This is a genomic window from Novosphingobium profundi, assembly GCF_020524485.1.
Classification (GTDB): Bacteria; Pseudomonadota; Alphaproteobacteria; order Sphingomonadales; family Sphingomonadaceae; genus Novosphingobium; species Novosphingobium profundi_A.
The window spans coordinates 473,791-486,031 of sequence record NZ_JAIVLF010000006.1 but is presented as its reverse complement, the minus strand read 5'-3'; the positions used below and the strand labels follow the sequence as shown (position 1 = coordinate 486,031).

General features: G+C 66.9%; 13 protein-coding genes and 1 tRNA gene. 10 read left to right on the top strand and 4 right to left on the bottom strand.

The window, feature by feature from the left end:
• Positions 1–6 precede the first annotated feature (6 nt).
• Positions 7–417 carry a Na+/H+ antiporter subunit G gene (locus tag LC060_RS18740; protein WP_226638215.1) on the top strand — a complete coding sequence of 137 codons (411 nt, stop codon included), beginning with the start codon at positions 7–9 and terminating at the stop codon, positions 415–417.
• A 189-nt stretch (positions 418–606) separates the two neighbouring features.
• Here LC060_RS18740 and LC060_RS18735 read toward each other — a convergent pair whose 3' ends face one another.
• Positions 607–1,473 carry a sulfotransferase family protein gene (locus LC060_RS18735; protein WP_226638214.1) on the bottom strand — a complete coding sequence of 289 codons (867 nt, stop codon included), beginning with the start codon at positions 1,471–1,473 and terminating at the stop codon, positions 607–609.
• A gap of 337 nt (positions 1,474–1,810) precedes the next feature.
• A tRNA-Arg gene (locus LC060_RS18730) sits at positions 1,811–1,887 on the bottom strand.
• Positions 1,888–2,146: 259 nt separating this feature from the next.
• Between LC060_RS18730 and LC060_RS18725 the strand changes: the two genes are divergently transcribed.
• Positions 2,147–2,470: a hypothetical protein gene (locus LC060_RS18725; protein ID WP_226638213.1), complete on the top strand. Its 324-nt coding sequence runs from the start codon at positions 2,147–2,149 to the stop codon at positions 2,468–2,470.
• A gap of 50 nt (positions 2,471–2,520) precedes the next feature.
• Positions 2,521–3,030, top strand: a complete 510-nt coding sequence (locus tag LC060_RS18720) for an MmcB family DNA repair protein (RefSeq protein ID WP_226638212.1) — start codon at positions 2,521–2,523, stop codon at positions 3,028–3,030.
• 1 nt (position 3,031) lies between these two features.
• Here LC060_RS18720 and LC060_RS18715 read toward each other — a convergent pair whose 3' ends face one another.
• Positions 3,032–3,451: a hypothetical protein gene (locus tag LC060_RS18715; RefSeq protein WP_226638211.1), complete on the bottom strand. Its 420-nt coding sequence runs from the start codon at positions 3,449–3,451 to the stop codon at positions 3,032–3,034.
• A gap of 8 nt (positions 3,452–3,459) precedes the next feature.
• Positions 3,460–3,627, bottom strand: coding sequence for a DUF1289 domain-containing protein (locus LC060_RS18710; protein WP_226638210.1), 168 nt, complete (start codon positions 3,625–3,627; stop codon positions 3,460–3,462).
• A gap of 307 nt (positions 3,628–3,934) precedes the next feature.
• Between LC060_RS18710 and LC060_RS18705 the strand changes: the two genes are divergently transcribed.
• The 7 genes from LC060_RS18705 (at position 3,935) to LC060_RS18675 (ending at position 12,191) form a co-directional block, all read left to right on the top strand.
• On the top strand, positions 3,935–5,428 hold the full coding sequence (locus LC060_RS18705) for a DEAD/DEAH box helicase (protein ID WP_226638209.1): 1,494 nt from the start codon (positions 3,935–3,937) through the stop codon (positions 5,426–5,428).
• 312 nt (positions 5,429–5,740) lie between these two features.
• Positions 5,741–6,475: a sterol desaturase family protein gene (locus tag LC060_RS18700; RefSeq protein WP_226638208.1), complete on the top strand. Its 735-nt coding sequence runs from the start codon at positions 5,741–5,743 to the stop codon at positions 6,473–6,475.
• A gap of 26 nt (positions 6,476–6,501) precedes the next feature.
• Positions 6,502–6,957 (top strand): DUF2141 domain-containing protein, encoded by a 456-nt coding sequence (locus tag LC060_RS18695; protein WP_226638207.1) that lies wholly within the window; start codon positions 6,502–6,504, stop codon positions 6,955–6,957.
• 50 nt (positions 6,958–7,007) lie between these two features.
• Entirely contained in the window at positions 7,008–8,312 is a 1,305-nt protein-coding gene (locus LC060_RS18690; protein ID WP_226638206.1) for an MFS transporter, read from the top strand.
• 91 nt (positions 8,313–8,403) lie between these two features.
• Positions 8,404–9,777 (top strand): hypothetical protein, encoded by a 1,374-nt coding sequence (locus LC060_RS18685; RefSeq protein ID WP_226638205.1) that lies wholly within the window; start codon positions 8,404–8,406, stop codon positions 9,775–9,777.
• A gap of 276 nt (positions 9,778–10,053) precedes the next feature.
• On the top strand, positions 10,054–11,415 hold the full coding sequence (locus LC060_RS18680) for a M48 family metalloprotease (protein WP_413465135.1): 1,362 nt from the start codon (positions 10,054–10,056) through the stop codon (positions 11,413–11,415).
• 65 nt (positions 11,416–11,480) lie between these two features.
• A complete protein-coding gene (locus tag LC060_RS18675) occupies positions 11,481–12,191 on the top strand; it encodes a DsbA family protein (protein ID WP_226638204.1) in 711 nt (236 codons plus the stop codon).
• Positions 12,192–12,241: the final 50 nt, after the last annotated feature.

Genomic DNA, 12,241 nt, shown 5'->3' with positions numbered 1-12,241 from the left:
GATACCATGACCACCCTGCTTGACGCACTCGTCGCCTTTCTCATCGTGCTGGGGGGCGCCTTTGCGCTCATCGGCAGCTGGGGCCTTGCCCGCCTGCCCTCGCTGATGACCCGCCTGCACGGCCCCACCAAGGCCACGACGCTGGGTGTCGGCGGCATCCTCCTCGCCTCCATGGCCTGGTTTCCGCTGCACAGCCAGGAATGGTCGAGCCACGAACTGCTCATCACCCTGTTCCTGTTCCTGAGCGCGCCCATCTCGGCGAACATGATCGCAAAGGCCTACATCCACCGCCGCTTCCGCCGCTGCAGCGCGCCCGAGGACGTGGAGACCGAACTTCCCGCCCCGCCGGGAGAGGGCACCGACTGGGCCACCTTTGGCAGCTCCAAATTCGACGATACGAGGACCGGACGTCCCTGAACCTTCGAACCGGGGCAAACGCGGAAAACGGACAATAGGGAAAGAACTAGAACCGAGGGCCATCGCCCTCGGGCTCCCCGAACTGTCGAGCTCACCTCCCACGCGCCGCCCTGGCTGAGAAAAGTGAAGTCGCCGATTCCGGGGTCAAGGGGCGATGGCCCCTTGAAAAGGGCCTTCTATCTATTGTCCTCACCCCGCCATGCGGACCGGCTGCATGATATCCTGAGCAAAGCGCTGTGCCTCGGCGTAGAGGGCCGCATCCGGGGCATAATAGTCCGCGATGAAACGCTCCACATCCGGATCGAGACGAACCGTATCGTAACGACTGGCCGCATTGGCAAAAGCCGCGCTGTTCATCCACAAGGGATAGATCGCCTTCTTGAGCGTCTGGGGCAGGAGGTTGCGGCCGATGAAGCGCACGGCAGGCTGCAACGAACTTGCCCAGGCCTTGGGTTCACGCCGGGCATGGTCATGGGCCACCTCAAGCTCCAACCCGGTCTCCCGTTTGACCCAAGCGGCGAGCGCATCCGTGCGATCAAGCGGGAACAGCGCCGAAACGATCCTTTCGCCTACAATTTCAGCGTAATCGATCTGACGGGAAAAGTGGATGTAGGGCATGTCGCAAAAGGGCCCGCGTCCCTCGAGCCAGTCGCAGATCCGGCGCGCTTCCTGCGCCACGAGAGGATCGTCCACCCGCAACGCCGCCGCCCCGCCATATTCGCGGATCCGCTGCAGCAAGGCCGAGAGGAACCGGTCGCGAGGAGGACGCACCATGATGAAGCTCTTCGCCGCTTGCAGACGCTCAAAGCTGCAAGGAAAAGCCAGTTTCAAGAATGGCAGCGGCACATGTTCGGGCTGGACCGCTGTGTCGATCCCCGGCCGCCCTGTCACCGGCTCTTCCATCAGACCCTCAGCCGTTGGCTCGTCAACCCCCAGATCTCTGGCCATCGCGGCATAAGAAAGCCGGCCGCAGTCGCCGAGCGCGCGACGAATGCTCTGGCCTGCGTTCTTGGGCACATGGATGAAGGCCAGGTCGGCCTCTTCAACATACAGCATGGTTCTTCATCCCCCTCACAGGCACCGAAGTCGCGTGTCGCGGCTATCCCGCTGCCATGGCCTTGAGCAGTCCGGGGCCATGCTATGAAGCCATGGGAACGAGGTAAAACCGAAGTAGCTCCAGGACGGATGTAACCCACGTAGCCTAACGGATCGGTCCATCACGCAAGGGAACAACCAGCCGAGCGCACGCTTGAAGCCGCGACGCCAAAATCACGCCGCCATGATCGAGAGCGATGTCTGGAGAATAGTGTCGGTCAACAGAAAGGGGGGCCAAGCCCGCCACCCAAAGCCGTTCCCTCACACGAGAATCAGGACATTGCCACGGACAGAAGGCTGGCGCACCCGACAGGATTCGAACCTGTGGCCTCTGCCTTCGGAGGGCAGCGCTCTATCCAGCTGAGCTACGGGTGCAGTAAAGCGCCGCCTAGCAGAGCCTTGGCGGGGACGCCAGCGCCAAATCCATCCGCATGTGCAGGAACTTCACCCAAATGCGCGCGCGGATTGGCCGCGTGAATGCGTGGCAGTTAGGAAATTGGCAAGCGCACCGCGCCTAAACAGGCTGACCATGGACGCGACTCCGCACAAGACGGGCAAATTTGCCACCTCAGGTTCCGGACCTGGCCGGTCGGGGCGCGCCCAGTTCGGAAACGGGTCGGCCAGCGCGCTGTCGATGAAATGGTCGGCCCTGCATGATGCCGCGCAAGCCATTGCCAGCATCGCCGGGACGCCTTGCCCCCCGCTTACCCAAGCCATCCGGGCATTCCCCGCGCAAGTCCGCGATGCAGGAGAGGATCGCCGCCTCCAGGCCGAACAGGAGATCGCGGATCTCTCTGCGATCATGGAGGCGGGACTGTCCGCGCTGCTCGCCGCCCTTGCGCGCGGGAGCCATCCCCAGGCCGCCGCCCGCGCGCTGTGGAGCGAGTTCGTGCGCACCCGCGACGGGCTCCTCCATCTGGCCCTCAGTCCGCAAGGGACCGCGCGTCGAATGGCCTGAACTGTCAGCCGCACGTTGCAAGTTCCCATTTTGTTCTTATCATGGCGGGCATGGCCGTCACCGATTCGCTTCGCCCCGATCCCGCTGCCGAGAGCGGCGCCTCCATCGTTGCCAGCGACGTCGTGCGCGGCGTCTCGCGGCTCTTTGCCCGCAACGACATCTGGTGCCTGCCTGAGATGATGCTGCGCAATGGACGGCGCGCGGACCTCATGGGCGTGGACGCACGCGGGCAGGTCATCATCGTCGAGATCAAGGTCAGCCGGGCCGACCTGCTCGGCGATGGCAAGTGGACCGACTATCTCGATTTCTGCGACAGGTTCTACTGGGCGCTGCCCCCCTCGCTCGACCGCGCTCCACTGGAGACCGAGGCGTTCCTGCCCGATACCTGCGGGGTGATCGTGGCGGACAGCTACGACGCCGAGATCCTGCGACCAGCCCCCTTGCGTCAGCTTGCCGCTGCGCGCCGCAAGGTCGAGGTCGAGCGCCTTGCCCGCACCGCCCTGCGCCGTCTGGTGGTGAGCGCCGACCCCGAAACGCAGAAGTGGGACCGGGAGAGCTGAGCTAGACGGCCTGGGCTCCGGGCCAGCGCCGCCTTGGGGCGTTCTGCGCAAGTGCGCGCGTGTTGGCATCCCCCTTGTCGATGTCGATCACGTCGATGTCGATCACATGGCGCGGCTGGAAGGGAAGTTCGATTCCGCTCCAGAACGTGTCGTTCTCGCGGATGCTGCTGGGATCGTTGTCGAGAAGGCCCAGGAAACCTCCGTCGTAGCGCGCGCGGACGAGTACCCACATGCGTTCGACGGCGACCGGCTCGTCGGGGCAATCGAGCTGGATCCGGAAGATGAGCTTCACCAGATCGCCCGGCGCCAGGTTCTCCCGCTCACCCAGGGAGGGTATCCAGAAGGTGTCCGGCGCGGCGGCGTGATAGACCTCGCCATCGTTCAGGCACCAGCCATCAACCTGCAAATCAGGTTCGCGCATCTGCTCGCTCACTTTGGGGCCAACGCTTCCAGCCGCGCCCAGACCGCGCGCTTGCCTGCATTATCAAGGCGGGGCCAGGCGACGATTTCCTCGATCGTGCGGTGGCAGCTGCGGCAGACCCGCCGGGCGGAATCGAGCGCGCAGGTGTTGCGGCAGGGGGAGGGGACCTCGGGCATGGGCTCCATGCTCAGCCGATTCGGATCGGACCGGCAAGCGCAATTATCTTGCGTTTTCCACAGAACACCCCTATCTGCCATCCCGCAACCGGCGCGCAGGAGTGATTCCTGCGCTGCAGTCCGCGAGCGGCGTGAGGTCCAGGGGTAGGCGAAAAGCCGAAAAATCCCGGACCGGCCCGGACGAGCGGTTGCGATAGAACCAAGCTTCCTTCTTCACGCAGGGTCGCCCGAACGACACCTTGCCGTGCGCGCGCTTGCTTCGATGTTCCTGGCGCGCACCAAGCATGACAACTTGAAAGTGACGTGCATGTCCTATTTTAACGACCTTGGTCTGGCCGAGCCCCTGCTGCGTGCGCTCGAGGCCAAGGGCTATACCGATCCCTCGCCGATCCAGCGCAAGTCGATCCCCTCGCTGCTCGAGGGCCGCGACCTGCTCGGCATCGCGCAGACCGGGACCGGCAAGACGGCGGCCTTCTCGCTGCCCTCGCTGCATCGCCTCGCCGCCGATCCCAAGCCGCGCCAGAACGCCGGCTGCCGCATGCTGGTGCTCTCGCCCACGCGTGAGCTTGCCGCGCAGATCGCTGACAACATGCGTGGCTATGCCAAGTTCCTCAATCTCTCGATCCAGTGCGTCTTTGGCGGCGTTCCGGCGGGCAAGCAGGCCCGCGCGCTCGAGCGCGGCTGCGACGTCCTTGTCGCAACGCCCGGCCGTCTGCTCGACCTCATCGACAGCCGCGCGCTGACCCTCAAGCACGTCGAGATCTTCGTCCTCGACGAGGCTGACCAGATGATGGACCTGGGCTTCATCGTGCCGCTCAAGCGCGTAGCCGCCCTGCTCCCCAAGCAGCGTCAGAGCCTGTTCTTCTCGGCCACCATGCCCCAGGCCATTGCCGAGCTGGGCAAGCAGTTCATCAACAACCCGATCAAGGTCGAGGTCGCGCCGCAGTCGACCACGGCCGAGCGCGTCGAGCAGTACGCGACCTTCATCAACCAGGCCGAGAAGCAGGCGCTGCTTACCATCCGCCTGCGGGAAGGCCTCGCCGAAGACGCTGCCGAAAAGGCCGAGCACGGCGCGATCGACCGCGCGCTCGTCTTCACCCGCACCAAGCACGGCGCGGACCGCGTGGTGCGCCACCTGACCGCCGCTGGCATTCCCGCCGCCGCGATCCACGGCAACAAGAGCCAGGCCCAGCGCACCGCCGCACTCGGCGGCTTCCGCCAGGGCACGATCCGCGTCCTTGTCGCAACCGACATCGCCGCGCGCGGCATCGACGTCTCGGGCGTGTCGCACGTCTACAACTTCGAGATCCCGAACGTGCCCGAACAGTACGTCCACCGCATCGGCCGCACCGCGCGTGCGGGTGCCGACGGCGTGGCCGTGAGCTTCGTCGCGCCGGACGAGAAGCCCTACATCCGCGACATCGAGCGCCTGACCCGCGTCAAGCTGACCGCGCTCGGCCTGCCCGAGGATTTCGTGGTTGAGGCGCGCCGCCTGCCCGCTCCCACCCGCCGCAAGCCTGAGCCCCAGGGCCAGGGCCGCTCGGGCGGTGGCCGCGGCGGCAACAACGCTCGGGGTGGCAACGGCGGCGGCCAGGGCGGCCGTTCGGGCGGCGGCAAGCCGCGCCGCGATCGCCAGGGCGGTGAGGGCGAGCGCCAGGATCGCCGCGAAGCTCCGCGCGGCGAGCGCACCAACGGCGCAAACGCGGGTGGCACGGGCGAAGGTGAGCGCAAGCGCCGCTTCCGTCCTCGCGGCGGCAAGAGCGTGGGCACGCACAAGAACGCAGTGCGCCGCGCAGGCTAAGCCTGCCACTTATCGCATGCATACACGACGATCCCGAGGGCCCTGCTCTCGGGATCGTTTCGTTTCTGGCCATATCAAAAGGAAAGAAGAGATGATTCAAGGGGCCATCGCCCCTTGACCCCGGAACGGGCAACCTCACCTGTCTCAGCCAAGGCTGCGCGCGGGAGGTGAGGTCGACAGTTTGGGGAGCCCGAGGGCGATGGCCCTCGGAAGCCTCTTCCTGTCTTTACTGAACCCGGATCGCACTGAATTCGGCGTATCTTTTCCCGCCATGGCTTTGCAGGCGTCCAGCGCGCAGGCATAAGTGGGTATATGGGATCGCTTTCCGCCCCCGGCCTCTGGGCCCTTCTCGTCTCGGCTCTGGCCATGACGGCCATCGTGGGCGGGCGCTATCTGGCGACCTCCGGTCTCTTCGCGCTCATCACCCGGCGCGCCCGGCCCGGACTCTATGCCGGAATGGACCGCCAGATCCGCCGCGAGATCTTCTGGTCGCTGCTCTCGGCCGGGATCTACGGCGTTCCCGCCGGGATCGTGGCCTGGGGCTGGCAGGCCCATGGCTGGACGCGCATCTACACCGATTTTTCCGCCTACCCTGTGTGGTGGATGCCGCTTTCGGTCTTCCTCTTCCTCTTTGCCCACGACACCTGGTTCTACTGGACCCACCGCTGGATGCACCGCCCGCGCGTGTTCCGCATCGCCCATGCGGTCCACCACGCCAGCCGCCCGCCCACGGCCTGGGCGGCGATGAGCTTCCACCCCGTCGAGGCGGTGACGGGCGCGGTGGTGATCCCCGCGCTCGTCTTCCTTATCCCGATCCACGTGGCCATGCTCGGCCTCGTTCTCACCATCATGACCGTGATGGGCATCACCAACCACATGGGCTGGGAGATCTTCCCCCCGGCCCTTGTCCGCTCGCGGCTCGGCCACTGGCTGATCACCGCCTCGCACCACCACCGCCACCACGAGCAGTACCGATGCAACTACGGCCTCTATTTCCGGTTCTGGGACCACCTCTGCGGGACCGACCGGGGTATATCCACGCCCTGAGCCTGCTCGCCCTTGCGCCGCTCGCCATGGGGGCAACAGGCGCCGGGGACGAGGGGGCTTCGGCGCCCGCCGCCAAAGTCGTCACCAGCGCGCTCGCGGTGAAGGGCGCGGTGCCCCACGTCACCGCCCGCATCACCGACCTTCGCTCCACCAAGGGGCAGATCCTGGCCTGCCTGACCCGCGATCCCGACACCTTTCCCGACTGCGACAAGGACCCCGAGGCGCACCGCCTGATCGTTCCGGCCAGCAAGGACGTGGAGCTCGACTTCGGGCCGGTCGCACAAGGCCGCTACGCCGTCGCGCTGATCCACGACGAAAACGCCAACGGCAAGCTCGACAAGGCGCTCATCATCCCGCGCGAGGGCTTCGGTTTCTCACGCGATGCCCCCGTACGCATGGGCCCGCCGGCTTTCGACAAGGCCGCCTTCGCCACCGGTACGGAGAATACCCGCCTGACGATCCGCATGCGTTATTTGCTCTAGGCGCGCTATTTGCCGCCTGGACAGGCCCATAAGGCTTGCCGCCGCGCGCCGTGCCCCCTAACGCCGAAAAGGTGGAAGGATCGCAGCAAAGCCCCCGCCCGCCCTCGGCGACGGCGCAGACCTCGCCCGGCGGTCCCGAGGGCCCGTTCTCTCCGTTTCGCCACCCCGTCTTCCGCTCGATCTGGATCGCGAACCTGTTCTCGAACCTGGGCGCGACGATGCAGGGTGTGGCCGCGGCCTGGCTGATGACCGACCTGACAAGCTCGCACCAGCTCGTCGCGCTGGTCCAGGCCTCGACCACCGTGCCGATCATGCTCTTCGGCGTGTTTGCAGGCGCGATTGCCGACAACTACGACCGCCGCATCGTCATGCTGATCGCGCAATCGGGCATGCTGCTTGTCTCCAGCCTGCTGGCGGGGCTCACCTATGCCGGGCTCATCTCCCCAATCCTGCTGCTCGCCTTCACGCTGAGCGTGGGCATCGGCACCGCGCTCAACGCGCCCGCCTGGCAGGCCTCGGTGCGCCAAGTCGTCGCGCCGCGCCAGATTCCCCAGGCGATTGCGCTCAACTCGATCTCCTTCAACATCGCGCGTTCGGTAGGCCCTGCGCTGGGCGGTCTCCTCATCTCGATCTGGGATGTATCCTTCGCCTTCGCGATCAACGCGGTCAGCTACATCGGCCTCATCGGCGTGCTGCTGTGGTGGCGCCCGCAGCACCGCAAGATCGCCCCGACCCCGATCCTGCCCGCCGTCTGGGCGGGAATCAGCTATTGCGCGAAGACCCGCCCCTTGCGCCGGATCCTCACCCGCAGCTTCGCTCTGGGCCTCGGCCTCTCGGCCTACCAGGCGTTGCTGCCCACCGTGGTCAGCGACCAGATCGGCGGCACCGAGATCGACTTCGGAATGATGCTGGGCCTGTTCGGGATCGGCTCGATCTGCGCGGCTCCGTTCGGCACCGCGATCCGCCGCAAGCTCGGCCTTGAGGGCATTCTCCTGCTCGGCACCGGGACCTTCGTGCTCTCGCTTTCGGTCATCGCCGAGGTGCGCACGATCCCGCTCGCCCTGCCTGCCGCGTTCATCTCGGGGATGGCCTGGGTGCTGATCCTCACCACCATCAACACCGCGGTGCAGCTGCGTTCGCCCGAATCGATTCTGGGCCGCTGCCTTTCGATCTACCAGGCGGTCACCTTCGGGGGCATGGCCATCGGCGCGTGGATCTGGGGGGCGCTGGCGGACTGGAAGGGGCTACCCTTCGCGCTCCACGCCGGATCGGTCGCGCTGCTGGCCGGGTTCCTGCTGCTGCGCGTGCTCGCCCCACTGCCGCGCCTGGGCGAAGGTGTCGTCGGCGAGGATTGAGCCCCAATTGATCCACTGCGTCGCGCATTTAAAGATTATTTTACCACGGCAAGGCATGACGATGGGCCTGTCGGAGACTTGGGGATTCCACATGGATACGTTGCGCGGTCAGTTTTCCGAGCCCGACGTGCCTTTCGAGGAGGCGGGCAACACCGAATCGGACACGCCTGTTGCCGTGGGCCGCGACGAGCGGCGCATGCAGGTGCGCGCCTACAACTTCTGGGCGGGTCTTCTGGGCGAACGCGCCTTTCCCCACACCGACGACCTTGCCCCCGAAACGATCTTCGACTTCGGTCCCAACAGCGTCCTGCTCGACTTTGCCGAGGGGATCGAGGACCCCATCGTCCGGTTCGTGGGCGCCAAGCTGGCGCAGGAGTGCGACCTCGACACGCCGATCCGCACCCTGGCGGACGTGCCCAGCCGCTCGCTGCTCTCGCGCATCACCGACCACTACATGCAGATCCTGGCGAACCAGGCCCCGATCGGGTTCGAGGCCGAATTCGTCAACCAGCGCGGCGAGACCGTGCTCTACCGCGGGATCCTGCTCCCCTTCGCACGCGACGATGCTACCATCGATGCGATCCTGGGCGTCATCAACTGGAAGACGCTGAGCGCGGCCGAAGCGCAGGCGCGCGCGGCACGCGGGGGCGATGCCCCCGCGCAGGCCGACGAACGCGTGCCCGCCATGCTGCGCGAAACGGCCCCGATGACCGAATGGGCCGATGGCCCGGCCGACGAGGCCTTCGATCTCGCCCGCGGTATCGAACTCCCCGCACTCTCACTCGAGCTGCCGACCGCGCAGTTCGGCCTCGTCGATCCGGCGGAACTGGCCGCCAGCACGCCGACCGGCTTTGCGCCGCCCGCCCCGCGTGACCTCGCCGACTGGCTGGGCGCGGCTCGTGAGGAAGCGCGCCTGGCGCGCGGCTGCGAAAGCCGCTCGCGCGAGGCGCTCTACACGGCCATCGGCCGTGCCTACGACTTCGCGCTGGCCACCGAGGAGGCTCCGGACGCGTACGCCGAACTGCTCGCCCAGGCCGAGATCACCGTGCAGGAGCGCGCCCCGCTGCTGCCCGTGGCCAAGCTCGTCTTCGGGACCGATTACGACAAGACGCGCCTCACCGAATTTGCCACCGCCATGGCCCACGGCCAGCGCCTGGGCCTTGCCCGCGGGGGCCTCAGGGATCTACTCGCCACGACGCCCGGCGGCCTCAAGGCGGTGGTTCGCACCGAGCGCGACCTGCGCCGCGCCGAGGCCGGGGACGCCAGCGCCCTGATCGCTCGCCACGAGGAACTCCTTGCCGCGCTGCGCCAGATGCCGCCCAAACCCTTCGAACAGAGCGCGCAGGGCAGCGAATTTGCCGTCCTCGTCGCGCGCCGTACCCCCGAAGGCCGACTGATCCTGCTGGGCGAGATCGACGATGATGCCCGCCTGCTGGATCGTGCGGCGCGCCATCTGCTCGATTGAGCACAACGGCCAGGGGCTGGCAGAAGAAGAGATATCCGAGGGCCATCGCCCTCGGGCTCCCCGAACTGTCGACCTCACGTCCCGCATGCACTGGTGGCCGAAAGAGGTGAGGTCGCCGATTCCGCGGTCAAGGGGCGATGGCCCCTTGGTCATTGTCCTTCCTCCGTCCCCACTTCCCACGGCCCATCGCCCCCGCTAGGCTTCGCACCGTTCCCCGGCGCCCTGCTCGAAGGGCGCTTCAGCACCGGTTAAGGCCCGAAAGGCCCTAGAGGCACCATGCCGTTGATGCGTTTCGCCGCTGCCCTGATTTCCGTTCTGGCCCTGCTCGGCTGGTCGGCCACCCCGGCCGCCGCGCAATCGATCCTGCGCGACGCCGAGACAGAGGCGCTGCTCCACGACATGGCCGAGCCGCTGATTGCGGCCTCCGGGCTGGAGCCCGAGAACGTCGACATCGTTCTCGTCAACGACATGTCGGTCAACGCCTTCGTTGCGGGCGGCCAGGCGGTCTACGTCAATGCGGGCCTCATCAACGAGGCGGACACCGCCGAGGAAGTCCAGGGCGTGATCGCGCACGAGCTGGGCCACGTCACCGGCGGGCATGCCGTGCTGCGCCCGGGCGCCTCGGCAGCGAGCAATATCTCGATCCTCTCGCTGCTGCTGGGCGCGGCCGCCGCAGCGGCCGGCAGCGCGGAAGCGGGCCTTGGCGTGATGATGGCCGGGCAGCAGGCCGCAATGGGCAAGTTCCTTGCCTACACCCGCTCGCAGGAAGCCTCGGCCGACGCGGCGGGCGCGGAGTACCTATCCAAGGCCGGGATCAGCGGGCGCGGCTCGATCGAGTTCTTCAAGAAGCTGCAGAACCTGGAATTTCGTCATGGCTACCGTCCGCAGGAGGGCGACGAGTTCTTCTCCACCCACCCGCTCACCGGGGACCGTATCCAGACGCTCCAGGACACCTACCAGAAGGACCCGGCCTGGGATAAACCGGCCAACGCCGACATCCAGAAACGCTTCGTGCGCATGAAGGCCAAGCTGTTCGGCTACCTCGCCGAGCCGCGCCTCGTGTTCCGCGAATATCCCACGACCGTCAACACGGTGCCCGCGCGCTATGCCCGCGCCTACGCCTACCACCGCGAGAACCAGTTCGAGAAGGCGAGCGCGGAAGTCGCCGCCCTGGTCGAGACCGACCCCGAAGATCCCTATTTCCTGGAAATGCAGGGGCAGATCCTGCTGGAAAGCGGGCAGCCGAAAAAGGCGCTCGAGCCCTTGCGCAAGGCCACGCAGGAAACGGGCAACCAGCCGCTCATCGCCACCCTCTTCGGCCACGCGCTGATCGCAACCGAAGACCGCGCCAACCACGACGAGGCGCGCCGCGTTCTCAAGGCCGCCGTGGTGCGCGACCGCGAGAACCCCTTTGCCTGGTACCAGCTGGGCGTCATCTACGCACAGGACAACGACATGCCCCGCGCCTATCTTGCCAGCGCCGAACAGCAGGCGCTCTCGGGCCGCATGGCGGAGGCCCTGCGCAGCGCCCAGGCCGCCGAGGCGGGCCTCCCGGAATACTCCGCCGACTGGCTTCGTGCCCAGGATATCGAGATGCAGGCGCGCGCTGAACTGGAACGCCGCGCCGAGCGCCGCTAGGGCACCTTCACACAACCACCGACCACCCTCGACAGACCAGACAGGACGCCAGGATACACATGGGAATGGGAACGAAGCTTGCTGCCGGGATTGCCGCCATCGCCGTGATTGGCACAGGCGGCTGGTTCGCAGGCCGCTTGGCGGTGGAACGCGTAGTCCACGACTACATCCTCGAACACCCCGAGATCCTGCCCCAGGCGATGGAAAACCTGCAGAAGCGCGAATCGCAAGAGCAGCTCGCCGGGGTGCGCCAGAGCGTGGAAACCCCCTTCCCCGGCGCGGTCCTGGGCAATCCCGACGGCACCACCACGCTGGTCGAATTCAGCGATTTTGCCTGTGGCTACTGCCGCCAGAGCCTGCCCGACGTGCAGGCGCTGATCGCGAAGAACCCGGACCTGCGCATCGTCGTGCGCGAACTGCCCGTGATCAGCCCGGCAAGCCCGGCCGCCGCGCGCATGGCGCTCGCCGCCGCCGAACAGGGCAAGTACCCGGCGTTCCATGACGCAATGTACGCGGCAGGCCAGGTCGATGAAGCCACGATCGAGGCAGTCGCGCAGAAGGTCGGCCTCGACATGGAGCGCGCGCGCCGCGTGGCCGAAAGCCCCACGGTCGATGAGGAGATCCAGCGCAACCTCAAGATGGCGAGTCAACTGGGCTTCACCGGAACGCCGAGCTGGATTGCGGGCGACGCCCTGATCGCAGGCGCGGTCGGCATCGACCAGCTGTCCCGCGCGCTCGACGAGGCGCGCGCCGCACGCTCTGCACAGGACAGCTGAGCCCACTGCTTTTCAGGCGGCCCGGTTTCGGGCCGCCCCCAATCTAGGCT

Bases quoted from the DNA above. Each gene is read 5' to 3' on its own strand.
- LC060_RS18735 (WP_226638214.1), bottom strand. From the start codon at position 1,473: ATGCTGTATGTTGAAGAGGCCGACCTGGCCTTCATCCATGTGCCCAAG.
- LC060_RS18720 (WP_226638212.1), top strand. From the start codon at position 2,521: ATGGCCGTCACCGATTCGCTTCGCCCCGATCCCGCTGCCGAGAGCGGC.
- LC060_RS18740 (WP_226638215.1), top strand. From the start codon at position 7: ATGACCACCCTGCTTGACGCACTCGTCGCCTTTCTCATCGTGCTGGGG.
- LC060_RS18710 (WP_226638210.1), bottom strand. From the start codon at position 3,627: ATGCCCGAGGTCCCCTCCCCCTGCCGCAACACCTGCGCGCTCGATTCC.
- LC060_RS18725 (WP_226638213.1), top strand. From the start codon at position 2,147: ATGAAATGGTCGGCCCTGCATGATGCCGCGCAAGCCATTGCCAGCATC.
- LC060_RS18685 (WP_226638205.1), top strand. From the start codon at position 8,404: ATGGATACGTTGCGCGGTCAGTTTTCCGAGCCCGACGTGCCTTTCGAG.
- LC060_RS18680 (WP_413465135.1), top strand. From the start codon at position 10,054: ATGCCGTTGATGCGTTTCGCCGCTGCCCTGATTTCCGTTCTGGCCCTG.
- LC060_RS18675 (WP_226638204.1), top strand. From the start codon at position 11,481: ATGGGAACGAAGCTTGCTGCCGGGATTGCCGCCATCGCCGTGATTGGC.
- LC060_RS18715 (WP_226638211.1), bottom strand. From the start codon at position 3,451: ATGCGCGAACCTGATTTGCAGGTTGATGGCTGGTGCCTGAACGATGGC.
- LC060_RS18705 (WP_226638209.1), top strand. From the start codon at position 3,935: ATGTCCTATTTTAACGACCTTGGTCTGGCCGAGCCCCTGCTGCGTGCG.
- LC060_RS18695 (WP_226638207.1), top strand. From the start codon at position 6,502: ATGGGGGCAACAGGCGCCGGGGACGAGGGGGCTTCGGCGCCCGCCGCC.
- LC060_RS18700 (WP_226638208.1), top strand. From the start codon at position 5,741: ATGGGATCGCTTTCCGCCCCCGGCCTCTGGGCCCTTCTCGTCTCGGCT.